The organism is Pedomonas mirosovicensis (genome assembly GCF_022569295.1).
GTDB lineage: Bacteria > Pseudomonadota > Alphaproteobacteria > Sphingomonadales > Sphingomonadaceae > Pedomonas > Pedomonas mirosovicensis.
In genome coordinates, this window is record NZ_JAKFIA010000001.1 from 2,538,648 (window position 1) to 2,560,989 (window position 22,342).

At 65.6% G+C, this 22,342-nt stretch carries 25 protein-coding genes, 1 other RNA gene and 1 pseudogene; 15 read left to right on the forward strand and 12 right to left on the reverse strand.

Going from position 1 to position 22,342, the window contains the following annotated elements:
* The first annotated feature begins 54 nt into the window (after positions 1-54).
* Complete coding sequence (locus tag L0C21_RS12115) at positions 55-288, forward strand: hypothetical protein (RefSeq protein ID WP_259278598.1); 234 nt, start codon at positions 55-57, stop codon at positions 286-288.
* A 90-nt stretch (positions 289-378) separates the two neighbouring features.
* Here the strand turns inward: L0C21_RS12115 and L0C21_RS12120 are convergent, their stop codons facing one another.
* Complete coding sequence (locus L0C21_RS12120) at positions 379-1,152, reverse strand: alpha/beta hydrolase family protein (protein ID WP_259278599.1); 774 nt, start codon at positions 1,150-1,152, stop codon at positions 379-381.
* Positions 1,153-1,165: 13 nt separating this feature from the next.
* On the reverse strand, positions 1,166-1,768 hold the full coding sequence (wrbA, locus tag L0C21_RS12125; RefSeq protein WP_259278600.1) for an NAD(P)H:quinone oxidoreductase: 603 nt from the start codon (positions 1,766-1,768) through the stop codon (positions 1,166-1,168).
* 236 nt (positions 1,769-2,004) lie between these two features.
* On the opposite strand from wrbA, the gene L0C21_RS12130 reads away from it, so the two are divergent.
* On the forward strand, positions 2,005-2,169 hold the full coding sequence (locus L0C21_RS12130; protein WP_259278601.1) for a hypothetical protein: 165 nt from the start codon (positions 2,005-2,007) through the stop codon (positions 2,167-2,169).
* A 207-nt stretch (positions 2,170-2,376) separates the two neighbouring features.
* Positions 2,377-2,691, forward strand: coding sequence for a hypothetical protein (locus L0C21_RS12135; RefSeq protein WP_259278602.1), 315 nt, complete (start codon positions 2,377-2,379; stop codon positions 2,689-2,691).
* Positions 2,692-2,739: 48 nt separating this feature from the next.
* Here the strand turns inward: L0C21_RS12135 and L0C21_RS12140 are convergent, their stop codons facing one another.
* Positions 2,740-3,390, reverse strand: a complete 651-nt coding sequence (locus L0C21_RS12140) for a hypothetical protein (protein WP_259278603.1) — start codon at positions 3,388-3,390, stop codon at positions 2,740-2,742.
* Positions 3,391-3,509: 119 nt separating this feature from the next.
* Here L0C21_RS12140 and L0C21_RS12145 point away from each other — a divergent pair, with 119 nt between their 5' ends.
* The 8 genes and pseudogenes from L0C21_RS12145 to L0C21_RS12180 all read left to right on the forward strand — a co-directional run bounded on the left by L0C21_RS12145 (position 3,510) and on the right by L0C21_RS12180 (position 11,644).
* Positions 3,510-5,966: a patatin-like protein gene (locus L0C21_RS12145; RefSeq protein ID WP_259278604.1), complete on the forward strand. Its 2,457-nt coding sequence runs from the start codon at positions 3,510-3,512 to the stop codon at positions 5,964-5,966.
* 285 nt (positions 5,967-6,251) lie between these two features.
* The gene (locus tag L0C21_RS12150; RefSeq protein WP_259278605.1) at positions 6,252-7,583 is read left to right on the forward strand and encodes a replication-associated recombination protein A; all 1,332 of its coding nucleotides are present in this window, start codon (positions 6,252-6,254) and stop codon (positions 7,581-7,583) included.
* Positions 7,580-8,437, forward strand: a complete 858-nt coding sequence (locus tag L0C21_RS12155; protein ID WP_259278606.1) for a hypothetical protein — start codon at positions 7,580-7,582, stop codon at positions 8,435-8,437. The genes L0C21_RS12150 and L0C21_RS12155 overlap by 4 nt, the downstream gene beginning before the upstream one ends.
* A 15-nt stretch (positions 8,438-8,452) precedes the next feature.
* Positions 8,453-8,848 (forward strand): fluoride efflux transporter CrcB, encoded by a 396-nt coding sequence (crcB, locus tag L0C21_RS12160; RefSeq protein WP_259278607.1) that lies wholly within the window; start codon positions 8,453-8,455, stop codon positions 8,846-8,848.
* A pseudogene (locus L0C21_RS16740) lies at positions 8,845-10,022 on the forward strand (RluA family pseudouridine synthase). Before crcB ends, L0C21_RS16740 begins: the two are co-directional and overlap by 4 nt.
* A gap of 28 nt (positions 10,023-10,050) precedes the next feature.
* On the forward strand, positions 10,051-10,722 hold the full coding sequence (locus L0C21_RS12170; RefSeq protein WP_259278608.1) for an HAD-IA family hydrolase: 672 nt from the start codon (positions 10,051-10,053) through the stop codon (positions 10,720-10,722).
* On the forward strand, positions 10,719-10,949 hold the full coding sequence (locus tag L0C21_RS12175) for a hypothetical protein (RefSeq protein ID WP_259278609.1): 231 nt from the start codon (positions 10,719-10,721) through the stop codon (positions 10,947-10,949). Before L0C21_RS12170 ends, L0C21_RS12175 begins: the two co-directional genes overlap by 4 nt.
* Positions 10,946-11,644 carry an ATP12 family chaperone protein gene (locus L0C21_RS12180; RefSeq protein WP_259278610.1) on the forward strand — a complete coding sequence of 233 codons (699 nt, stop codon included), beginning with the start codon at positions 10,946-10,948 and terminating at the stop codon, positions 11,642-11,644. The genes L0C21_RS12175 and L0C21_RS12180 overlap by 4 nt, the downstream gene beginning before the upstream one ends.
* A 75-nt stretch (positions 11,645-11,719) precedes the next feature.
* Here L0C21_RS12180 and L0C21_RS12185 read toward each other — a convergent pair whose 3' ends face one another.
* Complete coding sequence (locus L0C21_RS12185) at positions 11,720-12,313, reverse strand: hypothetical protein (protein ID WP_259278611.1); 594 nt, start codon at positions 12,311-12,313, stop codon at positions 11,720-11,722.
* A 118-nt stretch (positions 12,314-12,431) separates the two neighbouring features.
* On the opposite strand from L0C21_RS12185, the gene L0C21_RS12190 reads away from it, so the two are divergent.
* Both L0C21_RS12190 and L0C21_RS12195 read left to right on the forward strand, forming a co-directional pair.
* Positions 12,432-12,809 (forward strand): hypothetical protein, encoded by a 378-nt coding sequence (locus L0C21_RS12190; RefSeq protein ID WP_259278612.1) that lies wholly within the window; start codon positions 12,432-12,434, stop codon positions 12,807-12,809.
* Positions 12,810-12,978: 169 nt separating this feature from the next.
* On the forward strand, positions 12,979-13,284 hold the full coding sequence (locus L0C21_RS12195; protein WP_259278613.1) for an acylphosphatase: 306 nt from the start codon (positions 12,979-12,981) through the stop codon (positions 13,282-13,284).
* Positions 13,285-13,493: 209 nt separating this feature from the next.
* Here the strand turns inward: L0C21_RS12195 and L0C21_RS12200 are convergent, their stop codons facing one another.
* From L0C21_RS12200 to L0C21_RS12210, 3 genes are read right to left on the reverse strand one after another with little or no spacing between them, the layout of a single operon-like run.
* Positions 13,494-14,972, reverse strand: a complete 1,479-nt coding sequence (locus L0C21_RS12200) for a Do family serine endopeptidase (RefSeq protein WP_259278614.1) — start codon at positions 14,970-14,972, stop codon at positions 13,494-13,496.
* Positions 14,973-15,004: 32 nt separating this feature from the next.
* A complete protein-coding gene (gmk, locus tag L0C21_RS12205) occupies positions 15,005-15,649 on the reverse strand; it encodes a guanylate kinase (RefSeq protein WP_259278615.1) in 645 nt (214 codons plus the stop codon).
* A 20-nt stretch (positions 15,650-15,669) separates the two neighbouring features.
* Entirely contained in the window at positions 15,670-16,563 is an 894-nt protein-coding gene (locus L0C21_RS12210; RefSeq protein ID WP_259278616.1) for a YicC/YloC family endoribonuclease, read from the reverse strand.
* Positions 16,564-16,695: 132 nt separating this feature from the next.
* Between L0C21_RS12210 and L0C21_RS12215 the strand changes: the two genes are divergently transcribed.
* Positions 16,696-17,544 (forward strand): glycerophosphoryl diester phosphodiesterase membrane domain-containing protein, encoded by an 849-nt coding sequence (locus tag L0C21_RS12215; RefSeq protein WP_259278617.1) that lies wholly within the window; start codon positions 16,696-16,698, stop codon positions 17,542-17,544.
* A gap of 7 nt (positions 17,545-17,551) precedes the next feature.
* Here L0C21_RS12215 and fumC read toward each other — a convergent pair whose 3' ends face one another.
* The 4 genes from fumC to L0C21_RS12235 form a co-directional block, all read right to left on the reverse strand.
* Positions 17,552-18,955 carry a class II fumarate hydratase gene (gene fumC, locus L0C21_RS12220; protein WP_259278618.1) on the reverse strand — a complete coding sequence of 468 codons (1,404 nt, stop codon included), beginning with the start codon at positions 18,953-18,955 and terminating at the stop codon, positions 17,552-17,554.
* Positions 18,956-19,089: 134 nt separating this feature from the next.
* Positions 19,090-19,602 (reverse strand): SspB family protein, encoded by a 513-nt coding sequence (locus tag L0C21_RS12225; protein WP_259278619.1) that lies wholly within the window; start codon positions 19,600-19,602, stop codon positions 19,090-19,092.
* 105 nt (positions 19,603-19,707) lie between these two features.
* Positions 19,708-20,060, reverse strand: a transfer-messenger RNA (tmRNA) gene (gene ssrA / locus L0C21_RS12230).
* A 152-nt stretch (positions 20,061-20,212) separates the two neighbouring features.
* Positions 20,213-20,527 (reverse strand): ACT-like domain-containing protein, encoded by a 315-nt coding sequence (locus L0C21_RS12235; protein ID WP_259278620.1) that lies wholly within the window; start codon positions 20,525-20,527, stop codon positions 20,213-20,215.
* Between the two features lie 162 nt (positions 20,528-20,689).
* On the opposite strand from L0C21_RS12235, the gene L0C21_RS12240 reads away from it, so the two are divergent.
* The gene (locus L0C21_RS12240) at positions 20,690-21,160 is read left to right on the forward strand and encodes an Lrp/AsnC family transcriptional regulator (protein WP_259278621.1); all 471 of its coding nucleotides are present in this window, start codon (positions 20,690-20,692) and stop codon (positions 21,158-21,160) included.
* An 86-nt stretch (positions 21,161-21,246) separates the two neighbouring features.
* Here the strand turns inward: L0C21_RS12240 and L0C21_RS12245 are convergent, their stop codons facing one another.
* Positions 21,247-22,086 (reverse strand): DcsG N-terminal domain-containing protein, encoded by an 840-nt coding sequence (locus L0C21_RS12245; protein WP_259278622.1) that lies wholly within the window; start codon positions 22,084-22,086, stop codon positions 21,247-21,249.
* Between the last annotated feature and the right edge of the window lie 256 nt (positions 22,087-22,342).

Below are 22,342 nucleotides of genomic sequence, written 5' to 3' on the forward strand. Positions count from 1 at the left end.
CGTTTATTTGCGCTCCGTCATAGTATGCTCAAGCTGAAAACGGGAGAATGTGACATGAGCGAGAATGCTCGCGGCAAGGGGCGCAAGCGCGCGCTTGGCGCCATTGGCTCGCGCCAGATCCCAAGCGTCGTGCAGCCCTCCGGGGTGAATATCGATGAGCTTGCCGATATGGAAAACCTGCCGCTCGAAGAGCCCCTCCTCCAGATGGGGCAGGAAGAAACCGCGCCGGAAGAAGAAGGGGGACGACAGCAGACATCCCGGCCGCAACGCCGACGCCAGCGAGCATGACGCCATGGCGCTTTTCCCCCTGAGCGAATGTTCAGGCCTCCCCAACCCTCGCCTTTGAACTTCGCAAAACTAAGCCACCACTCGAAAAGCCTACCCTGAGGCGTCGCGGTCCAGATATCGCGACGCCCAGGCGGCAATGACCCCGGCGGTATAATCCGCGTCCCCCGCCTCCTCCAGCATGTGATCCGCCGTACCCAACGAGACGAAGCTTTTGGGATGCAGCGCCGCCTCGAAAATGGCGGCGGCGTTCTCGATGCCAACCACCTGATCCACCGGCGAGTGCAACACCAGCAGCGCCCGGCCCAGATCCCGAATGCGCGCCACGGGCGACTGGCGTACCAGATCCTCCACGAACCCCCGGCTCAGCAGGAACTGCCGCTGGCCAAGCGTTACCGGCGCTTCGCCCTGCTTCAGAATTTCCTCCAGTTCCGCGGCGAACAGGTGCGTAACATGCGAGGCCTCGAACGGGGAGCCGATTACCGCCACTGCCCGCATCTCCGGCATCTGCGCCGCTGCCGCCAGCGCCGCCGTTCCGCCCAGGCTGTGACCGATGAGCAGCTGGGGCGCCATGCCCTCCCCCGCCATGAACGCCGCCGCCGCTGTCAGATCCGCGACATCCGCGCTGAAGGGGTGCTGTCCAAACGCGCCTTCGCTCTCGCCAAGGCCGGTAAAATCAAAGCGCAGCGTCGCAATGCCCCGCGCCGCCAGCCCCCGCGATATCCGCACCGCCGCCAGGCTGTTCTTGGTGCAGGCAAAGCAGTGGGCAAAGAGCGCAAAAGCGCGAACCTCCCCTTCCGGGCGTTCCAGCCGGGCAGCAAGACGAAACCCGCGCGAGCCGGAAAAGCTCAGCTTCTCAACTGGCATCAGGCGGCAACCCTCAGCCTGGGAACAGACGCGCGGCAATATCCGCCACATGCCTTCCCTGGAAGCGCGCGCCGGCCAGTTCGTTCTCGCTCGGCTGGCGCTTGCCGTCGCTTCCTGCAAGGGTCGAGGCCCCATAGGGCGAGCAGCCGGTGATCTCGTCCATGCGGCTCTGCCCCTCGAAGGAATAGGGCAGACCGACGATCACCATGCCCAGATGCAATAGCGTCGTATGCATGGAAAGAATGGTGCTTTCCTGCCCGCCGTGCTGGGTGTTGGTGGAGGTGAAAACGCTGCCCACCTTGCCGTTCAGCGCGCCGCGCGCCCACAGGCCGCCGGTCTGGTCGATGAAATTCCGCATCTGACTTGCGGCCACGCCATAGCGGGTGGGCGCGCCAAGAATGATGGCATCGTAATTTTCCAGCTCTTTCGGCTCGGCAATGGGCGCATCCTGTTCCAACTTCATGCCGGACTTGCGCGCTATCTCCTCCGGCACCAGCTCCGGCACGCGCTTGACCGTTACCTCCGCGCCCGCTTCCCGCGCGCCCTCGGCCACTGCATGGGCCATTTTTTCGATGTGCCCGTAGCCGCTGTAATAAAGCACCAGAATCCTTGCCATGCTCGCATCCTTCCCGCGCGTAAAATCACCAGGTAAGAAAACCCGAAAAAATGCGCCGCGCGAATGCGCGCAGCCTCCCGCATCGAATTACAACACCCGAGATGGCGCTTCGTTCGGGTACGGTCCATTTTTACGGTCCGCGCGGCTTCGGCTTTTTCGATTTTTCCCAGGCGCCGGAACCGCGCCATCGATCCCCCGTTGCGGGAGGAGACCGGTTCCTCACGGGAGATGCCCCCATGTCCAAAGCCAACAAGTCCAAGAACAAGCAGGGTCAGTCCTCCAGCAAGAAGCAGCTCGGCAAGGGCGGCGCGCAGCAGAGCCAGAGCCCGGAGCAGGGCAGCCCGCAACGGCCGAACGCGGGCACGTCCCGCTCCGCTGGCGGCAAGAAGGCGCGGCAGTAGGCCCTTCGCCTCCATTTTGCCTTGGCTCTTTCCTGACGGTTCGGCCGTTCGCGGAACCGTGGGTGCCGCTGCCCGTTGGCCTGCAGAAGAGGCTTTTCCTTATCTCCCGAAGGAGGCGTTTATGGCGCAGCGTAAAAACCCAACCGGCCAATCATCGCGCGGGCCGGGTCAGCGCCCCTGGGTCAACGAGGCGGGCCGGCCTCGCAAATGGGCCAACAGCGGCAATCCGACGAGCCCACCGCCCAGGAATGCCAGCAGCCCGCCCAAACGGGCCCGCGCGGAGCCAGCGACAACCCGGCGCTGCAGGATTTCGGGACGAGCATGAAATCCTCGGACGCAAGAGGCGGCGCCAAGGGCGAGCCAGACCTTGGCCGGGGCACGCCACGCGCGACCCAGCACGGGCAGCAGATGTTCGAGAAGAACCAGCCCGGCCAGATGGGCCAGGGCACCGCTCAGGGAAAGGGCCATCAAGGCCAGCAGGCGCGCGCCAAGAGCCAGTCTTCCACCAAGCGACAGCCCTAGCCCGGCATCGATCTCGGACTATCGAGCGACAGCACGGGCTGACCCCGTTCACAGGAACCGCCCCTTTCCCCATCCGTTGGCTTGAACACGGCGGAAAACCGCCGTTTCGCAATGCCCACCATGCCCAATGGGGAGATGACGATGACTCAGGATCGCAAGGACCAAAATCAACGCCAGCAAGGCCAACAAAGCCAGCGCGGCCAGCAGCAGGGCCAGCAAAGCCAACGCGGCCAGCAGCAGGGCCAGCAGAACCAGCGCAGCCAGCAGCAGGGCCAGCAGGGTCAGTTCGGTCAGCAGGGCCAGTCCCGTCAGTTCAGCCAATCCGGCCAGTCCAGCCAATCCGGCCAGGGCAGTCAGGGCGGTTACGGCGGGCAGTCCGGCTTCGGTCAGCAAGGCGGCCAGTTCGGCCAGCAGGGCGGCCAGAGCGGCCAGTCCGGTCAGGGCGGCGTCGGCGGTCAGTCGGGCCGCACCGGCCAGTCGAGCCAATCTGGTCAATCCGGCCAGTCCGGCCAGTCGGGTCAATCCGGTCAGTCGGGCCAGAGCAGCAAGTTCCGCGACGAGAACCGCTAATTCATAACCCTGCCTCCCGACGCGTTTTTCTCGCAGCATCCGCTGTGAGAGCAACGCGCCCGGATAAAGCCCTGCCTTCCGGTTCCTCGCCGGAGGGCAGGGATTTTTCCATTCAGCCCCCAACCGCATGAGGACAAACCGCGGATATTTTCCGCACTGAACGGAGAAATATGAACCTTTTCCGCTTTCGCGCTTGGCGCAAGCCCCGCACCTTGGGTAGGCTGCCAACCCAAGGGCAGGGCAAGGGCATGAAGGAAAAGGAACTCCGGCTGGCGCTGGTTTGCTACGGCGGCGTGTCGCTCGCCGTTTACATGCACGGCATCACCAAGGAAATCTGGAAGCTGCAGCGCGCTTCCAAAACCTGGCGCGACATCAAGGAGTTGCCCGAGGACGAGCGCGAAGCGGCGCTTCGCCGGACCGGCCATTCCCTCGATACCGAGAAGGTTTATTTCGACCTGCTCGCCCGTCTTGCCGAGACGGTGGATCTGCGCGTGCTGGTGGACGTGATTGCCGGCGCATCGGCTGGCGGCATCAATGGCGTGTTTCTCGCCAAGGCCATTGCCGAGGACCTGTCGCTGGAGCCGCTGACCGACCTGTGGATGCGAAACGCGGACGTGGAGAAGCTGCTCGACCCCCGGCAGGCGGCCACGCCCTGGAGCAAGGCCTACATGCGCCCGCTCCTCTGGCTGTACCAGCGCTGGCGCGCCCGCCGCGTGGACGAGGAAGACGTTCTTGGCGAGGAGGCCAGCGACGAGGTGCGCGCCAAATTCTCGGCCCTCGTGCGCTCCCGCTGGTTCGAGCCGCCCTTCTCCGGCGAAGGTTTTGCACGGCTGCTCTATGAAGGATTGGAGGCCATGCAGCGCACGGGTGTGCGCGCCGGCTCGCTGTTGCCGGTCGGCCACCCGCTCGATCTGGTCGTCACCGTCACCGATTACCACGGCCACAACCAGACGCTGCGGCTGAATTCCCCGCCGCGTATCAACGAGCGCGAGCACCGGCTCATCATCTCGTTCCATGATCCCGGCACCCACCCGCAGGGCCGGCGCAAGCTGGGGGAGAATGCGAGCCTGGCCTTTGCCGCCCGCGCCACCGCCTCGTTCCCCGGCGCATTTCCGCCCGCCTCGATTTCCGAGGTCGACAAGCTTCTCGCCGAGCGCGGGCAGGTATGGCGCGAACGCTCCGCCTTCATCGAGCAGCTGTTTCCCACCTGGACGCTCGATGGCCGCGACCCCGCAAACATTCCGCTGATGGACGGCAGCGTGCTCAACAACAAGCCGTTCGATGCCGCCATCCGCGCGCTGCGGGACCGGCCCGCCCACCGCGAGGTGGACCGGCGCGTCGTCTACATCGAGCCCTACCCGAAGGATCTGGAAACCCGCCGCGACGACGCCAGCTTCTTCGGGGCCATTGTGGGCGCGCTCTCCACCATTCCGCGCCAGCAGCCGATCCGCGACGATCTGGAGCGGTTGCAGAACCTCACCGCGAAGCTGGGCAGCATCCGCAGCATTATCGACAGCCTGACGCCCGATATCGAGACGGCCATTGAGGATGCCTTTGGCGAGCGGCTGCACGTCAACCGCGCCACGCCGCAGGCCATCGCCCAGTGGCGCATTCTTGCCCAGCAGCGGCTGGCCGATCGCTCCGGCTTTACCTACAAGGGCTATGCCGAGCTGAAGACGGCACGGGTGCTGGAGGAAATGGCCAGCCTGTTCTGCATCCTCAGCCGCCGCCACAGCAGCACCGCCCACCATGACATGCTCCAGCTGGTTCGCCACTGGGCGGAGGAGGCGAAAATCCTCCCGCTCGGCGCATTCGGCAGCGCCCAGCATTTCAGCGAGCATCTGGGCGAGCACCTGCCCTGGCTGCAATTCCTGCGCCGGTTCGACCTGGGCTTCCGCATTCGGCGCCTGCGCTTCGTCATTCGCCGCGTCAACGACCTCTACGGCACTCTCGGCGTGACCAGCCACGAAGCGCTGGACGTGGCCAAAAGCCACCTCTACGCCGCCCTTGCGCCCATGCTCCAGCGGCAAACCGGCACTGCCGCCGAACTTAAGGACCTGCCCGGCCTTGCCCGCCTGCATCTTGATCCCTCAGGCGCCATTACGGCGCTCGGCGATGCCCTCAAGCTGGTGGAACTGGACGAGGAGGTGGACCGCCGCATGTCAGAATGCGTTGCCGCCATGCCGGATGCGGAAGTGGGCCGGCAGGTGCTGCTCGCCTTCCTCGGCTTTCCGTTTTTCGATCTCGTCACCCTCCCCATGCTCGAGCACGGCACCGAGGAGCTGGAGGGCATCAAGGTCGATCGCCTGTCGCCGCTCGATGCCACCTCATTGCGAGACGGCGGGGCCGAAACCACGCTGAAGGGCATCCAGTTCGCCACCTTCGGCGCGTTCCTCTCCCGCGCCTACCGGGAAAATGATTACCTCTGGGGCCGCCTGCATGCGGCAGAGCGGATGATCGACATTCTGCTCTCCAGCGCCGCGCCCGCCGTTCATCTCCCCGCGCTGGAGGTCGCCCGCTACAAGCGTCAGGCGTTCCTTGAAATCCTCCAGGCCGAGCGCCCGCGCCTGCGCCGCGTCACCGGGCTCATCGACCAGCTGTTGGCCGAGATTTACGCCCAGCACCCGGAGGACGCGGACGCTGGCGAGGAACCGCCCTCCACCCTGCCGGCGGACACGCCCGCACCCGCACCCACGGCGTCCTGAGGGTTTGATTTTTTTACGCAGGAGGTCCCTGTGCGCGGAGGCGCACAAACTATTAATTCCTGTGCGCGGAGGCGCACAAACTATCAATCCCCTCTTGGCAACCTCCCATCCGATCAAAAGGGACGTGCGTGTGACAACGGGTGCAGCCCAGTGATTGGGCCATGTTTCCAGAGGGAGCCGGAAACTCGGCCCCTTTAAATAAATGGGGGATCGAAAGGGGGTCCGAGACCCCCTTTCATTTCTTTACTTTTGACGCCCCAACGCAGGGCGCGATAGAACAGGGACATGTCCGACCTGTTTGGAAGCACCGCCCCCGAGCCCGCCGTGAAGGCCGAGCGTCAGCCGTTGCCTGAGCGGTTGCGCCCGCGTGCGCTGGAGGATGTGGTGGGGCAGGAGCATCTGACCGGCCCTAACGGCGCGCTCACCCGCATGCTGGCGGGCGGCAAGCTGCCCAGCCTCATTCTGTGGGGCCCGCCCGGCACCGGCAAGACCACCATCGCCCGCCTGCTGGCGGACCGGGTGAATTTGCATTTCGTGCAGATCTCCGCCGTGTTCTCGGGCGTTGCCGACCTGAAGAAGGCGTTCGAGCAGGCCCGCATGCGCGCGCGCATGGGCGAGGGCACGCTGCTGTTCGTCGATGAGATTCACCGTTTCAACCGCAGCCAGCAGGACGGGTTTCTGCCCTATGTGGAGGATGGCACCGTCACGCTCGTGGGCGCGACCACCGAGAACCCCTCGTTCGAGCTGAACGCGGCGCTGCTGTCGCGCACGCAGGTGCTGGTGCTGAACCGGCTGGACGAGGCGGCGCTGGGCGCGCTGCTCACCCGCGCGGAGGCGGTGACGGGCAAGACCCTGCCGCTGACGGAAGAGGCCCGCGCCGCGCTCGTCGGCATGGCGGACGGGGACGGCCGCTTCCTCCTCAACAGCGCTGAAATGCTGCTCGGCCTGCCGGTCGATGGGCCGATGGATACGGCGGCCCTCTCCGAAGTGCTGGCCCGCCGCCTGCCGGTCTACGACAAGGACCGGGAGGGGCATTACAACCTGCTCAGCTGCTTCCACAAAAGCTTGCGCGGCAGCGATGTGAACGCGGCCATGTATTGGGCGGCGCGGATGATTGCGGGCGGCGAGGAGCCGACGACGATTTTCCGCCGCCTCGCCTGTGCGGCGTCCGAAGACGTGGGCATGGCCGACCCGCAGGCGATGGTGCAGGTCATCACCGCGTGGCAGGCGTTCGAGCGCGTGGGCTGGCCGGAGGGGCGGCTGTTCCTCGCCCAAGCCATCGCCTACGTGGCGACCGCGCCCAAGTCCAACGCCGCCTACAGCGCATTCAACGAGGCCTTGGCGCTGGCGAAGCAGACCGGCTCGCTCGCCCCGCCCAAGCATATCCTGAACGCGCCCACGAAGCTGATGAAGGATCTGGGCTACCACGAGGGCTACAAGTACGATCACGACTACCCGGACGCCTTCTCGGGGCAGGAATTCTTCCCCGAGCCGCTGGCCGGCCCCAACCGCCCCGATTTCTACCAGCCCAACGAGCGCGGCTTCGAGCGGGACATCCGCAAGCGCCTCGACTACTGGGACGCCTTGCGGAAGAAGCGACAGGGCGGCGGGGATTGAGGTCGTTCGAGCGCTTCATCACCATCGACTGGACCGGGGCGAAGGGCAGCCGCCACAAGGCCATCGAAGTCGCGGACTGCGCCCCCGGCGATGCCGCCCCGGTGCGCGTGCCCCCGCCCGGCAAATACTGGTCTCGCCAGGCCGTGCTGGCGTTCGTGCAAGATCTGGCGCGCGAGAAGTCCCGCGCCCTCATCGGCTTTGATTTTTCCTTCGCCCCGCCGTTTGCGGATGCGGGCTGCTACCTGCCCGGTTTTTCCGCACCCGCAACCGGGCCGGATTTCTGGGCTTTCGTCGAGGAAAATTCGCACGATGAAGACCTTGGCGCGGCCAGTCTCATCGAGGGCTTGCTGCGCCCGCATTTCTATTTCGGCAGCAATTGCGGCCCCAAGGCCCGGTTCCTGCGCCTGCGCGCCTGCGAGGCCGCGTTCAATGCTCAGGGCGGCGGCAAGCCGTCTTCCATTTTCGATTGCGTCGGGGCCGCGCAGGTGGCCAAGGCCAGCTTTGCGGGCATGCGCCTGCTCCACCACCTGCGCGAGCAGGGCGTTGCCATCTGGCCGTTCGATCCCCTGCCCGCCGCCGGCCCGGTGGTGGTTGAAATCTACTGTCGCGCGTTCCTCCGCCTGGCAGGTGGGCGTGGCCTCAAGCTGCGGGACGGGCCGAGCCTCGATGCTGCCCTCGCCTCTCTTGGCTCCCGCCCCGCCGGGCTTACCGGCCCGCTGCCGGATCACCTGACCGACGTGCTGGTCAGCAGCGCCGGGCTGCGGCATATTGCGGCGAGCCCGCACGTCTGGCAGCCGTCCTTCCTCACGCCGGAGCTGGCCCTTACCGAAGGGTGGACGTTTGGCGTGGCTTGAGGCTAAAGGCAGGACATGACACTGGTTTCTCCCCCTCAGGCCATTGCCCTCGTCGCCCTGGGCGGCAGCATCGGCGCAACCGGCCGCTATCTGCTCGGCAAGGCGGCGTTTGCGCTCGTCGGCGGCGCTTTTCCATGGGGCACGCTCGCTGCAAATGTGCTAGGAGGGCTGCTCATGGGCATCCTGACCGAGGTGCTGGCCCTGCGGGGCGGCAGCGAAGCCCTGCGGTTGTTTCTGGCCGTGGGCGTGCTCGGCGGATTTACGACCTTTTCAAGCTACAGCCTTGAGGTCGTTCTGATGTTGGAAAAGGGCCAACTTTCCACAGCGGCGCTTTACGCGGCAGGCTCGGTGCTTGCCTCCGTTTTGGCGCTCTTCTGTGGGCTGTGGCTGATGAGGACGGTTTTGGCATGAGTAACGTAACCGAGGCGGTCGTTTCGGACGACGACGACGGCATCCGCGTGGACCGCTGGTTCAAGCGGAACCGCCCCGATGTCTCCTTCACGCTGGTGGCCCGCTGGGCGCGCACCGGCGCGCTGCGGGTGGATGGTCAGAAGGTCTCCCCAGGCGACCGGCTGGCGGCGGGCCAGGTGCTCCGCATTCCCCCGTCGAGGAGGTGGAGGAGCGCCCCGCCGTCTGGACACGCACGCCGGTGGAGCTGACGCCGGAAGAGGTGGAGTACGCGCAAAGCCTCGTCATCCACCGGGACGACTACGCCATCGTCATCAACAAGCCGCCGGGGCTGGCAACGCAGGGCGGCACCAAGACGAAAACCCACGTCGACCGGCTGCTGGATGCCCTCAAGTTCGGTCGCCCGGACCGGCCGCGCCTCGTCCACCGGCTGGACAAGGACACCTCCGGCGTACTGCTGCTCGCCCGCACCGCCAATGCGGCCGGGTTCTTCTCCAAGGCCTTCTCCGGCCGGACCGCGCACAAGATCTACTGGGCGCTGGTGGTGGGCGACCCGCAGCCGGACTCCGGCATGATCGTCGCCCCGCTCGCCAAGATGCCGGGCACGGGCGGCGAGAAAATGACCATCGACGAGAAGGACGGCCTGCCCGCCAAGACGCGCTACCGCGTCATCGAGCGCGCGGGCACCCGCGCCGCGTGGGTGGAGTTCGAGCCGCTGACGGGCCGCACCCACCAGATCCGCGTGCACGCCGCCGAGGCGCTGGGCTGCCCGATCGTGGGCGACGCCAAGTACGGCGGGGCGGATGCGTTCCTCACCGGCGGCGTCAGCCGCAAGCTGCACCTGCACGCCCGCTCCCTCACCATCGAGCATCCGTCGGGCAAGACGCTCTCCATCACCGCCCCCATGGCCCAGCACATGCGGGACAGCTGGGACATGTTCGGCTTCGCCGACGACGCCCCGGCGCGCGAGGAAGACGAACTGTTCGATCCGCTGGCGGCCACCTGGGCGGCGGAAGGCGGCGCGCCCTCCGTCGGCAAGGGCAAGCGCCGGGGCGGCCCGCGCGGCCCCAAGCAGGAGCGCACCGGGGAGGACTATGTGAAGGCCCGCAGCTTCGCCCGACGCAACAGCCGCCGGGGCGCGCGCCGCGTGAAGAAGCCCAGAGGGCGGCCCGCATAAGGCCGGACGAGTAAAGCAGTAGCCCCGTATGAGCCGCGATCCCCTCCTCGTCGTTTTCGATTGCGACGGCACGCTGGTCGACAGTCAGGCCAACATCATCCAGGCGCTCGGCCTGTGCTTCGACAAGCACGGGCTGGACGCGCCGTGCGCGCAGGCCGCCCGGCGCATCGTCGGCCTGTCGCTGGTGGAGGCCATGCAGGCCATGCTGCCGGAGGCGGAGCCGGACCTGCACGTCGCGCTGGCGCAGGACTACAAGCGCGCCTTCCAGAAGCTGCGCGCCGCCGGCACGCTGGCGCACGAGCCCCTGTTCGACGGCACCCGCGAGGTGCTGGAAGCGCTGGAGGCGCGCGGCTCCATGCTCGGCGTCGCCACCGGCAAATCGGATCGCGGCTTGGCCTTGTGCCTTGAGCACCACAACCTCGCCCACCATTTCGTGACGCTGCAAACGGCGGACCGGCACCCCTCCAAGCCCCACCCCTCCATGCTGCACGCGGCGATGGCGGAAACCGCCAGCGCGCCCGAACGCACCGCCATGGTGGGCGACACGGTGTACGACATTCACATGGCCCGCGCCGCAGGCGTGCTGCCCATCGGCGTCGCCTGGGGCTACCACGAGCCCGATGAACTGCGCGCCGCCGGGGCCGTTGCCGTCCTTGAGCGGTACGAAGACCTGCACGACGTGCTGGAGCGGAATCTATGACCCGCGCGCACAAGATCCTCCTCACCCTCGGCGGCATCGCCTGCGTTCTGTTCCTGGCGCTCAGCATCGTGGTGCTGGCCAAGCTGGAGCTGGGCGCGCTCATCGGCTATGGCGCGCCCGAGACGAAGCGCCTGGGGATCAAGATGCTGCTCGCCTCCGTGGCGCTCATGTTTGCCCTCAGCCTGTGGGGCTTGCGGCTCATGCTGAAGGACTCGATGACGCAATGAAACGCTTCTACAAGCAGGTCTCCATCGCCCCCACGGAGGGCGGCTACCAGATCCACCTCGACGGGCGGCCGGTCCGCACCCCATCGAAGGCGGTGCTGGTGGTGCCGGGCAAGGCGCTGGCCGAAGCCGTGGCGCAGGAGTGGGACGCGCAGGTGGAAACCATCGAGCCCGCCGCCATGCCGCTCACCCGCCACGCCAACACGGTGCTGGACCGGGTGGCGCTGCACCGCGACGCGGTGGTGGAAGAAATCGCCCGCTACGGCGAGACCGACCTCATCTGCTACCGCGCCGAATGGCCCACCGAGCTTGCGGAACGCCAGTGCCGCACCTGGGACCCGCTGGTGGACTGGGCGCGCCGCCGCTACGACGTCAGCCTCACGACCGTCAGCGGCATCATGCACCAGCCGCAGGGGGATGAAACCCTTGAGCGCCTCACCCGCTCGGTTGAAAGCCTGTCCGACTGGCAGCTTGCCCCCCTGCATACCCTCACCACCATCACCGGCTCGCTGGTGATCGGGCTGGCGCTGCTCGAAGGCGAGGTATCGCCTGAGCAGGCGTGGGAAGCCGGGCAGCTGGACGAGCTGTTCCAGGCCGAAAAATGGGGCGAGGATGAATTAGCGGTGAAGGCCCACGAGGCCCGCCGCGTCGACCTCCTCTCCGCCGCCCGCTTTCTCGAGTTGCTCCGCGCCGGCTGAGCTGCGCGGGAAGCTTCCCCTAAAAAGAAAGCCCGGCATTGCCGCCGGGCTTTTGCGTTCAGGCGCGCTGATGGCTCATCCCAACAGCTGCTCCCGGATCTGCATGGCAATCGACTGCGCCACTGGCTGGAAACGCGGGTCCGTCTTCGCGCGCTCCAGCAGCAGGTTCAGAAAGTTCTCGATGCTGGTGCGGATCGCCCCCTCGTTCGCCAGGCGCAGCCGCTCCACACCAAGGAAAGCATCCCCCGTCGTGGCGGAGAATTCCGAGGCCACTTCCTCGTCCAGCAGCGTCTCGCTGCCATCCGCCTTGGCCAGCGTGTAGCGCACCCGCGCCTTCACCGTGAAGGTGAAGCCAAAAACGGGCTGCTTCAGCTCCACGAGCTGGGCCTTCAGCACATACTTGCCGTCTTCCGCCGCCAGAAGGGCGTGGGCGGAAAGGGTCTGCCGCAGCGCCTCGGCAAAGGCCTCGTTGGAAACTTCCGATGTCCACATCGGGTTGGTCTTCTGCCCGCCCGACACCTCCTGCACCTGCATGGACTGAAACAGCGGCGATTGCTCGGTCACCAGCCGCGCCTCGTTCACCGGCACCACCATTGCCCCCGGTTTTGCGCCGGAAGCGCACCCCGCCAGCGCCAATCCCGCCAGCATGAGCATCAAGATCTTCTGCATTTGCCCCCCTCACGAAAAAGCCCGGCCCAAAGCGCGCCAGGCAGATTAGTCCTTTTAAATTATTACTATGCCGTTCTAATGTTACCAGCAAGAAATCATGGCTTCTGGGGCAAGGATCGTGAGATTGAAACTTTGGGCATTGGGCGCACTGGTTTTGGCCGGTTGCGGCGGACGAGAAGCGCACCCCGTAGCAACGACCCAGTCTGTCGATCCGCTGCTGACCTGCGCGCACATTGCCGCCGAGTTTGGGAACAATCAGAAGCGCGTTGCCGAGTTGGCGGGCGAGCGGTCTGAGCGAAATCGCGATAACGTGGGCCTCCTCCTGTTCTCGCCGCTGTTCCTCGACCTCAGCCAGTCCGAGCGGAAGGAAGCAGAGGCGATCGCGGCACGCAACCAGCGCCTTCTGGAGCTTGCCACGGCTAAGTCCTGCGACGTTCGGCAGGAGATCGCCGCTGCGCTCGCCCCGCCGCCGGCAACCGCGGGTGCGGCCAAATAGGCGCATAAAAACGGGTGACTTCTCGGCCGCCCATGCGCTACTGACCTGCATGAGAAATCCCCTAGCGTCCCGGCTCGCGGCAGCCTGACTCCTGTTGCCGCCCTATACATCGGGCCGGGACGCAACCCGGCATAGGGCTTGGCAGACACGAAGGCTGACAGGACGCGTCATGACCGAGGACACTCCCCTTCCCGCAGGCCATAAGGCCGTCCGCGCCCGCATCTCGGGCCGGGTGCAGGGCGTGTGGTATCGCAAATGGACCAGCCAGAACGCCACCGAACTGGAGCTGGACGGCTGGGTCCGCAACCGGGAGGACGGCACGGTCGAGGCCCTGTTCGTCGGCCCCGCGACACAAGTGGATGAAATGATCCGCCGCTGCTGGCAGGGGCCGGAACACGCCGAAGTGACCAGCGTGACGACCGAGCCCACCCCCGGCATCACGCCCAAGGGCTTCGTGCAGAAACCAACGGTTTGATTTCCCGGCTGTGTTTATTTTTGCAGAGGGACTCAGTCCCTCTGCACTCCCCTTCGTTTGACCGGCCGTGTTTCCGCGCCGTCTGGAAGCACGTGGTCACAATGAAAGGGCCGCGCCCGCCATCCCGAGCACGGCCCGATAAACGAAAGGGGGATCTTAAGGGGGCCCGAGACCCCTTAGAGCCTGTCGAAAGCGACCGCAGCCCGCCCCTACTGGCGGCAGCTGATATAGGCGGGCGGACGTACCGAGCATTCACCCTGCTGACCGCCGCGCGAGAAGCGGAAGGACACGGCGCCCGAGCCGCTTCTGGCCAGCTGGGCTTCCAGCTGATCGACGGTAGAGACGGCCTTGCCGTTGATCGCCTCGATGATGTCTCCGGGCTGGAGGACGCCCAGCCGCGCCGCCGGGGAATTGGCAGCCATCTCCATGATGACCACGCCATGATCCGGCAGGCCGCCACCCAATTCCATGGAGAGGGCAGGCGACAGGTTGCCCACCTTCACGCCCGCGAACAGGCTGTTGCCCCGCAGCACGGTCAGGTCGCGCGGCGGGATTTCCGGCGGAGCGGACAGCTTGACCTTGATATTCTGCGCCTTGCCATTCCGCAGCACGGTGAAGATGGCGGTGGAGCCGATGTTCCTGGTCGCCACGCGGAACTGCAGCTCATTGATGTCCGACACCTCCTTGCCGTCGATGGCGGTGATGATGTCGCCAACCTTCAGCCCTGCACTTGCGGCCGGGGATTTGGAGGAAAGCCGGTTGATGAGCACGCCGCGCGGCCGCTCAAGGCCGAGGCCTGAGGCGATGTCCGAGTCGACCGCCTGGCCTTCGATGCCGACCCACGGGCGGATGATCTTGCCGGTGCCGGCCGCGCCGATGATCGACTTGATCATGTTGACCGGCACGGCAAAGCCCACGCCCACCGAACCGCCCGTGGGCGAGGCGATGAAGGTGTTGAGGCCGATCAGCTCACCCGCCAGGTTGACGAGCGCACCGCCCGAGTTGCCGGGGTTAATGGCCGCGTCCGTCTGGATATAATACTGGTAGCCGGTCGGGCCGCCGCCCGAGCGCACCGCCGAGACGATGCCTTGCGTTACGGTTTGGCCCACGCCGAACGGGTTGCCGATGGCCAGCGTGATATCGCCCACTTGAAGCTTGTCGCTGTCGCCCAGCTTCATCACGGGCAGGTCCTTGCCCTTGGTGTCGACCTTCACCAGTGCCAGATCGGAGCGCTCGTCCTGCAGAAGCACCTTGCCCTCGAACTCGCGCCGATCCGCCAGCACCACCCGGATCTCATCCGCATCACCCACCACGTGGCGGTTGGTGACGATGAGACCATCCGAGCGCACGATGACGCCGCTGCCGAGCGAGTTCTGCACCCGCGGCTCGGCCCGTCCGCCGAAGAAGAAGCGGAAGAAGGGGTCTTCCATCATCGGCTGCCGCTGGATGACCGTCTGCGTGTAGATGTTGACGACGCTGGGGGAGACGCGCTGCACTACGGGCGCGTAGGAGAGCTGCACCTGCGCTGTTGATGTGGGGGTTACGCGCCGGGTCTCGGTCTGGGCGGACGGGGTCGTCTGTGCCTCTGCCGTTGACCCGTTGCTGGTTCCGTTCGGGCCGGTGGTTACACCCCACGCGAGCCCAAGGCCCGCGACCAGCCCAGTGCTTAGCCACATCAGTGATCGCATCTAGCTGCCCCTTATGGTTATGACATCTCTGCCTATTTAGGAATGAGCAGTTCTTTCACAAACTCCGCCAAGCCAATTTGTCGAGCCCGTTTCAGGCGTTCGGCGGCCAGAATGGTTTTAACCTGCGACAAGCAGCGTTCCAGGTCATCGTTTACCAGCACGTAATCATATTCAGCCCAATGGCTGATCTCATCCGCCGCGCGAGCCATGCGCCCCTGAATGACCTCGTCCGAGTCCTGCGCCCGGCTCCGCAGCCGGTGCTCCAGCGCCTGCATGGAGGGCGGCAGGATGAACACCCGCACCAGATCGCCCTGCGCCTTCTGGGCAATCTGCTGGGTGCCCTGCCAGTCGATATCGAACAGCACATCCCGGCCGAGCGCCAGCGCCGCCTCCACCGGGCCACGCGGCGTGCCGTAGCGGTTGGAGAACACGTGCGCCCACTCGAGAAAGGCCTCTTCCCGCACCATTTCCTCGAACCGGGGCTGGTCGACGAAGTAATAGTCCTTGCCGTCCACCTCGCCGGGGCGCGGCGGGCGGGTGGTGGCCGAAACGGACATGACGATGTTGCTGTCGTCCTGCAGCAGCAACCGCGACAGCGTGGACTTGCCCGCCCCCGAGGGAGACGACAGCACGAACATCAAACCACGGCGCACGCCGGAGGAAACCACCGAGGGCATAAAACTCAAGCCTTCCAAAACTATTCGATATTCTGAACCTGCTCGCGGAGTTGATCGATCGTCGCCTTGAGGTCAAGGCCGACCCGGTTCAGCTCCACGGTCGCGGACTTGTTGCACAGGGTCGTCGCCTCCCGGTTCAGCTCCTGCGCCAGGAAATCGAACTTGCGGCCCACCGGCCCGCCTGCCCGCAGCAGCGCCTGCGCCTGCTCCACGTGAGCCTTGAGCCGGTCCAGCTCCTCCCGCACATCGGCTTTGACGGCGATCAGCGCCACTTCCTGCGCCACCCGATCCGGGTCCACCCGCCTGTCGCCCGCCAGCAGGCTCTCGATCTGCGCCTCCAGCCGCTGGCGGATCATGGCGGGCTGCTCCCGCGCCGCGCTTTCCGCCGCGCCGTGCAGCAGCGCCACCCGATCCAAGAGGCCGGCGAGCAGTTCGGCAATCTTGTCGCCCTCCAGTGCCCGGTGGGCCGCCAGCTGGGCCACCGCCCGCTCCAGATCGGCAAGAATCGCGGCGTGCAGCGCGTCCCGCGCCTCCTCGCTCAGCGGCGGCTCGCCCTCGACCACACCCTTGAGGCCAAGGAGTTCGGCCGGGCCCGGCTTGGGCAGGCCATAGCGCTCCGCCAGCTCCAGCGCCGCGGCGGCATAACTGTCCAGCAGCGCCCGGTTGAGCGCTAGCCCCCCGTTCGCGCCCGCAGCAGGCGTCACCGTCAGCGCGACATTCACCGACCCGCGCGCCAGCCGCGCCTGCAACGCCCCGCGCGCCAGCGGCTCCAGCGCCTCGAACCCGTTGGGCAGGCGCAGACGCAACTCAAGGCTGCGGCCATTGACAGATTTCAGCTCCCAGACCCAGGACCACCCCTCGGCCTCGCCGTTTGTCCGGGCAAAGCCCGTCATGCTGTGCAATGAAATTTCCATGCCTCCGTGTGTGCCAGCCTGCAGCGCAGGACGCAACGCCCGCGCCGGCCGCTGCCAAGAATTTCGTTCTTTGCATGTAATAAAGATCGACTATCCTGCCAGGCCAATTGGGGGAATCCGGGGGACCAATACATGGAATACACGATACTCTCGCCAAGCAGCGCATGGGCGAATCTGCGTGCTTTGCCAACGCCGATCTGGAAACAGATGCTGACGGCGATTGCGATCTATTGCGCCGCCTATGCCGCGATCGAGGTCATCTATGGCACGCAGACTTCCGAAGCAGGCGCAGCGCCGTCCGTGGCCGGAAGCATCGGCCACATCCTGATCCCCTTCATTGGCTTGCTCCTTACCTATGGCCTCAACCGGCTGATCGCCGCGTATGATCGCAATGAAGAGCCCACGCGCGCCTTCATCGTAAGCGGTTTCCTGCGCCGCTTGCTGCTGCCGCTCGTCGGGATCTTCCTGCTCTGTGGCCTGGTGGGAGCGCTGATTATACTCCTGGCCATCAATGTTCTATGGTCAGCGCACGGCCCGATGCCCGGCACGACCTTTGCGATGCTTGCCGCCACGCTGATCTTTGCCGGGCCGCTTATCTATATCAGCCTGCGGTTGACCTGCGTCGTGCCCGTGATCGCATTTGAGGAAATTGGCTTCATTGCGGCGATCAAGCGCTCCTGGCAGATGAGCAAGGGCCAGGCCGGGCGCATCTTCGCAACGGCAATTGCCATGACGATGATGGCGCTCGTTGCCGCTCTTGTCTGGATACTGGTTATTCTGCTGATCAGCCTCCCGTTCGGCGGCCTGTCCACAGACGCAACACCGGCCAACAGCCTTGCGGGCGGCATCAAGTTCCTGCTCGCGTTTGGCCTCCTGTGGATCACCGCGACGCCATCCTACCTCCTCTCCCCGGCCATCTACCGCATCCTGCGGCGGAACGAGCAGGCATGGGCAGAGCTGAATGGGACGGAGCGGGCCTGACCCAGCGTTATTCGGTGCCGCCGGAGGGGCCCAGCATCTTCTCCGGCCGCACCACCTCGCGGAAACGTTCCTCGGTGATGAGGCCCAGCTCCAGCCCCGCCTGCAACAGCGTGGTGCCGTTGTGGTGGGCGTGCTTGGCGATCTTGGCGGCGTTATCGTAGCCGATCTCGGGCGCAAGCGCCGTTACCAGCATCAGGCTTTCGTTGATGATGGCATTGAGCCGCCCCACGTTCGGCTCGATGCCGACAACGCAGCGGTCGGTGAAGGAGCGCGCGCCATCCGCCAGCAGGCGGATGGATTGCAGCACGTTGTAGGCGATCACCGGCTTGAACACGTTGAGTTCGAAGTGGCCTTGCGCGCCTGCCACCGTGACCGTGGTGTGGTTGCCCATCACCTGCGCCGCCACCATGGTGAGGCTCTCGGCCTGCGTCGGGTTCACCTTGCCCGGCATGATGGACGAGCCCGGCTCGTTCTCGGGCAGCATCAGCTCGCCAAGGCCGCAGCGCGGCCCGCTGCCGAGCAGGCGGATGTCGTTGGCGATCTTGTTGAGGCTGACGGCGATGGTGTTAAGCGCGCCGGAAAGCTCCACCATCGTGTCGTGAGTGGCCAGCGCCTCGAACTTGTTGGGGGCGGTGACGAACGGCAGGCCGGTCAGCTCCCGCAGCTCCAGCGCGATGCCCTCCGCCCAGCCCGCCCGGGTGTTGAGCCCGGTGCCGACGGCGGTGCCGCCCTGCGCCAGCTCGTAGACGCGCGGCAACGCCGCCTTCAGCCGCTCGATGCCCATCGCCACCATGTGAGCATAGCCGGAGAACTCCTGCCCCAGCGTGACGGGCGTTGCGTCCTGAAGGTGGGTGCGGCCGATCTTGATGATGTCGCCCCACGCTTCCGCCTTGGCCTCCAGCGCTTCCTGCAGGTGCATGAGGGACGGAATCAAGCGCTCCACCACCTCGCGGGCGCTGGCCACATGCATGGCGGTGGGGAATGTATCGTTGGAGGACTGCGCCTTGTTCACATGGTCGTTGGGGTGAACCGGGCTCTTGCCGCCGCGCGTGCCGGTGAGGATCTCGTTGGCGCGGCCCGCGATCACCTCGTTAGCGTTCATGTTGGTCTGGGTGCCGGAGCCGGTCTGCCAGATGACCAGCGGAAACTCCGCATCAAAGCGGCCTTCCGCCACTTCCCGCGCCGCCGTTTCGATGGCCTGCGCCAGCCGGGTTTCCAGGTCGCCGAAACGGGCATTCACCCGCGCGGCCGCCCACTTGATGTAGCCCAGCGCGTGGATGAGCGGCGGAGGCATGTGCTCGCCGCCAATGGGAAAGTTCAGGATGGATCGCTGAGTCTGCGCGCCCCAATAGTGATCGGCGGGAACGCCGATGGGACCAAAGCTATCGGTTTCCGTGCGCGCTGCCATCATCCGCTCCCTGCTTGACCGTTTACTGCGCCTAACCTGCAGGCACTATTCCCCGCGAAGGTTAACCGCGATCACAAAAGGATCAAGAGAGGGATGGGGTTCCGGCCCGGCCGCATCTGGCGGCCGGAGGCGAAGCGTCAGGATTTCTTGCGGAACCGGTCGAGCGTGATGACATTGCTGCCGCCCTCGCCCGGCGCCTCGCTGGCAGGCTGCGGCGCGGCCTCGGCGGGAGCTTCCACCTCGACGGGCGAAACCTCGTCCGGCACCGCCTGCGGCATGGCCTCCGCCTCGGGCGGCTGGAATTGCAGGCCGAAGTTCACGGCAGGGTCCACGAAGCCCACCAGGGCCGCATAGGGCACCACGATGTGGGAAGGCACCTGGTTGAACGACAGGCTCACCTCGAACCGGTCCTCATGCACGTGCAGGTCCCAGTAGCGGTTCTGCAGCACGATGGTGATTTCGTCCGGATACTTCTCGAGCAGGGCCTTGGGCAGAATCACGCCCGGATACCGGGTCTTAAAGGCAATGTAGAAGTGATGCTGGCCCGGCAGGCCACCGGCCTCCACCGACTTGAGCACCCGCGCCACCACGCTGCGAAGCGCAGCCTGGACATAGTCCTCGTAAGGGATGAGCGATTCTGTCGTCACCATGTCACCGTGCGGCACAGTCCCGTTGGCGTCAAGCAGCCGAAGCGGCCACAGCCAAAAATAGATAAAAAATGGAGGGACTTCTGTTGCCCGGCGCCCTCCGTGCCGCGTTAGTGCTTCTGTTGCCCGGTGCACCACGGACCGCGCTTTGGTTGAAGTAACCTTACCCTATCGGGTTAGGTTACGCGGCCAGAGCGAATGCCTCGTTATCGTTGGCATTTGTCGATTTGACCAGTTTAACGGCTCAGTCAGGCCGGGCGAAAGTCGTCGTCTTTGAACACACGTCGATCCTAGTTCACCCCCATCAGAAACTCCGCCGTGGCATACGCGACGGGGCTTTTGGTGGAGGTGCCGGGTACCGCCCCCGGGTCCGCTGTGTCTATTCCACGACACCGTTTATCGCCATAGCTGCGCGAGGCAGCAGAACGAATATAGGGGAGAGCCCGCCGGATTTGAAGGCCTGGATTGAGTTGCCAGCCCAGAAATATCCGGACCAAACCATAACGAAAGAGCACCGACCCGCCGGCGGACGGATCGGTGCTCGGGGGTTCCGCGGCCGTACATCCGGGCCGCAGACCAGTCGCCCGGCGCGCCGGGCTATTCGCTGCGAGGGCTAGATCAGCACCTCGGTAAACTCCATCACGCCACCCGCCGCGTTGGCGCGGGCCTTCCGCATGGCCTGAAACAGCCGGACGTTCCGCACCACCACCATCTGCTTCATCTTGGCAGCGATCACGCGGGCAGAGGCGTAGTCCAGATCCGGCACCGTCACGTCCACCTGCATGGCTTCCTCATCGAGGCGGTGGGCGGCAAGGCTCTCAGGGACATGGTTGTTCATGGCGAAGAACTCCAGCACGCGCGACAGCGCACCCGGATCCTGCTCGGTTACCACCTGATAGGCATAACCCTGATTGCTCGGCATCACCATGACCGCACCTTATCTCCCAAAACGGCATTCTGGCCTGAGGCAATTTCTGCCCTTGATGAGAGAGTTATAGCGCAGCCCCTGCGGTTTTTCTTTTCTTTCTCGCACGGCAAAGCTAAAATCCAGCATTACCAATGCATAAATGAATCAAATTGGGGCATATTCATGCAATCACCTCTCGACCGGACGGACCGCAAGATCCTCGCCCTGCTCCAGCAGGACTCAAGCCTGTCAGCGGCGGAGATCGCCGAGCAGGTGGGCCTCTCCCAGTCCCCCTGCTGGCGGCGCATCCAGCGCCTCAAGGAAGAAGGCTACATCCGCGCGCAGGTCGCCCTGCTTGACCGCAAGAAGCTCGGCCTCAACACTCAGATTTTCGCGCAGGTAAAACTCTCCGCCCACGGGCGGCAGCACCTGGATGAGTTCACGGCCGCCATCCGCCAGATCCCCGAGGTGCTGGAATGCTACGTCATGATGGGCGAGACGGACTTTAACCTTCGTATCGTCGCCGCCGACATCGAAGCCTACGAGCGTTTCTTCTTTGAAACCCTCTCCAAGCTCCCCGGCGTGCAGGAAATCAAATCCACCATCGCGCTGAGCGAGATCAAGAACACCACGGCCCTACCGGTGGGGGTGTAGGCGTTCAGCGGAGCCCCCCCGAACCTCACGCCATCTCGAACAGCGCCGCATAGCCTTCCGCGAAGGCGTGGACGAACTCCGGCGCGTCATCGATGAACAAATAGGGCTCGATCAGCTCCAGCTCCATCAGCAGCAGGGAGCCGTCCTCCGCGCGCACCATGTCGACACGGGCATGGAACAGCTCCTCCGGCACGGAATCGAGCACGGCGCGGGCGTCCGACAGATCGTCCGCCGAGGGCAGATAGGGCTCGGCCGAGCCGCCAAAGCTCATCTGGATACGGTAGTCCCCCCTGTTTCGGCGTCTTCACCACCGCATGGCTGAACTGGCCGTTGAAGAACAGGAAGCTGTATTCGCCCTCGTCCTGAATGGCGGGCAGGAACGGCTGGATCATGGCCTCATGCGGCGGCAGCGCCTCGGCATCGGGCCACGCCTCGCCCCGGCGCAGCAGCACCTGCCGCCACGCCCCCGCGCCCACCACCGGCTTGATGACGATCCGGTCCACCCCGAACGCCGCAAACGCCGCCTCGGCAGCCTCCGGCGTCGCCCGCTCCACCCAGTGCGTCGGCACCAGCTGCGCGCCGCGCTCGGCCAGATCCTTGAGGTAGGTCTTCCGCATGTTCCAGCGGATCACCTCCAAGCTGTTGATAAGCCGCGTCCGCCCCGCGATTTCGCCAAGGCGCGCCAGAAACGCCTCGGGCCGCTCCGCATAGTCCCACGTGATGGAGGTGATCGCCGCCTCAAAGCGCGACCAGTCGATCCCCTCCCCGTCCCACTGCACGATTTCCATGTCCCGCCCGATGCGCGCGAATGCCTGACGCATAAGCGCCACCTGCGCGTCGCCCTCGTGGGCGTCGACACGGCGGTTTTCCGCCCACGGCAGCATGTCACGGGACACAAGCACGGCAACAACGGGACGAACGGACACAGGCGCACCTTTGCGTGAAGAATCGGGACGTGTCCGTTTAGCTGGTTTTACCCGGTTTTGCAGGGGGAACTCGTTCCCCCTGCGACCCCCTGTTCGTTTTTCGGGCCGCGCCCCTGCCCCACTCCAGAGCGCAGAGCCGATCGACCGGGTGGGTCCCGCAATACGAATGGGGGATCGAAAGGGGGTCCGAGACCCCCTTTCACCAAAGGCGAAGCCCAAAAACGGAGCCAGAGCAAAGGAAAAGGCCGCCGGGGTT

Excerpts from the sequence above, each read along its gene's own strand:
- L0C21_RS12115 (WP_259278598.1), top strand. The coding sequence starts at position 55 with ATGAGCGAGAATGCTCGCGGCAAGGGGCGCAAGCGCGCGCTTGGCGCC.
- L0C21_RS12120 (WP_259278599.1), bottom strand. The coding sequence starts at position 1,152 with ATGCCAGTTGAGAAGCTGAGCTTTTCCGGCTCGCGCGGGTTTCGTCTT.
- wrbA (WP_259278600.1), bottom strand. The coding sequence starts at position 1,768 with ATGGCAAGGATTCTGGTGCTTTATTACAGCGGCTACGGGCACATCGAA.
- L0C21_RS12130 (WP_259278601.1), top strand. The coding sequence starts at position 2,005 with ATGTCCAAAGCCAACAAGTCCAAGAACAAGCAGGGTCAGTCCTCCAGC.
- L0C21_RS12135 (WP_259278602.1), top strand. The coding sequence starts at position 2,377 with ATGGGCCAACAGCGGCAATCCGACGAGCCCACCGCCCAGGAATGCCAG.
- L0C21_RS12140 (WP_259278603.1), bottom strand. The coding sequence starts at position 3,390 with ATGCGGTTGGGGGCTGAATGGAAAAATCCCTGCCCTCCGGCGAGGAAC.
- L0C21_RS12145 (WP_259278604.1), top strand. The coding sequence starts at position 3,510 with ATGAAGGAAAAGGAACTCCGGCTGGCGCTGGTTTGCTACGGCGGCGTG.
- L0C21_RS12150 (WP_259278605.1), top strand. The coding sequence starts at position 6,252 with ATGTCCGACCTGTTTGGAAGCACCGCCCCCGAGCCCGCCGTGAAGGCC.
- crcB (WP_259278607.1), top strand. The coding sequence starts at position 8,453 with ATGACACTGGTTTCTCCCCCTCAGGCCATTGCCCTCGTCGCCCTGGGC.
- L0C21_RS12170 (WP_259278608.1), top strand. The coding sequence starts at position 10,051 with ATGAGCCGCGATCCCCTCCTCGTCGTTTTCGATTGCGACGGCACGCTG.
- L0C21_RS12175 (WP_259278609.1), top strand. The coding sequence starts at position 10,719 with ATGACCCGCGCGCACAAGATCCTCCTCACCCTCGGCGGCATCGCCTGC.
- L0C21_RS12180 (WP_259278610.1), top strand. The coding sequence starts at position 10,946 with ATGAAACGCTTCTACAAGCAGGTCTCCATCGCCCCCACGGAGGGCGGC.
- L0C21_RS12185 (WP_259278611.1), bottom strand. The coding sequence starts at position 12,313 with ATGCAGAAGATCTTGATGCTCATGCTGGCGGGATTGGCGCTGGCGGGG.
- L0C21_RS12195 (WP_259278613.1), top strand. The coding sequence starts at position 12,979 with ATGACCGAGGACACTCCCCTTCCCGCAGGCCATAAGGCCGTCCGCGCC.
- L0C21_RS12200 (WP_259278614.1), bottom strand. The coding sequence starts at position 14,972 with ATGCGATCACTGATGTGGCTAAGCACTGGGCTGGTCGCGGGCCTTGGG.
- gmk (WP_259278615.1), bottom strand. The coding sequence starts at position 15,649 with ATGCCCTCGGTGGTTTCCTCCGGCGTGCGCCGTGGTTTGATGTTCGTG.
- L0C21_RS12210 (WP_259278616.1), bottom strand. The coding sequence starts at position 16,563 with ATGGAAATTTCATTGCACAGCATGACGGGCTTTGCCCGGACAAACGGC.
- L0C21_RS12215 (WP_259278617.1), top strand. The coding sequence starts at position 16,696 with ATGGAATACACGATACTCTCGCCAAGCAGCGCATGGGCGAATCTGCGT.
- fumC (WP_259278618.1), bottom strand. The coding sequence starts at position 18,955 with ATGATGGCAGCGCGCACGGAAACCGATAGCTTTGGTCCCATCGGCGTT.
- L0C21_RS12225 (WP_259278619.1), bottom strand. The coding sequence starts at position 19,602 with ATGGTGACGACAGAATCGCTCATCCCTTACGAGGACTATGTCCAGGCT.
- L0C21_RS12235 (WP_259278620.1), bottom strand. The coding sequence starts at position 20,527 with ATGGTGATGCCGAGCAATCAGGGTTATGCCTATCAGGTGGTAACCGAG.
- L0C21_RS12240 (WP_259278621.1), top strand. The coding sequence starts at position 20,690 with ATGCAATCACCTCTCGACCGGACGGACCGCAAGATCCTCGCCCTGCTC.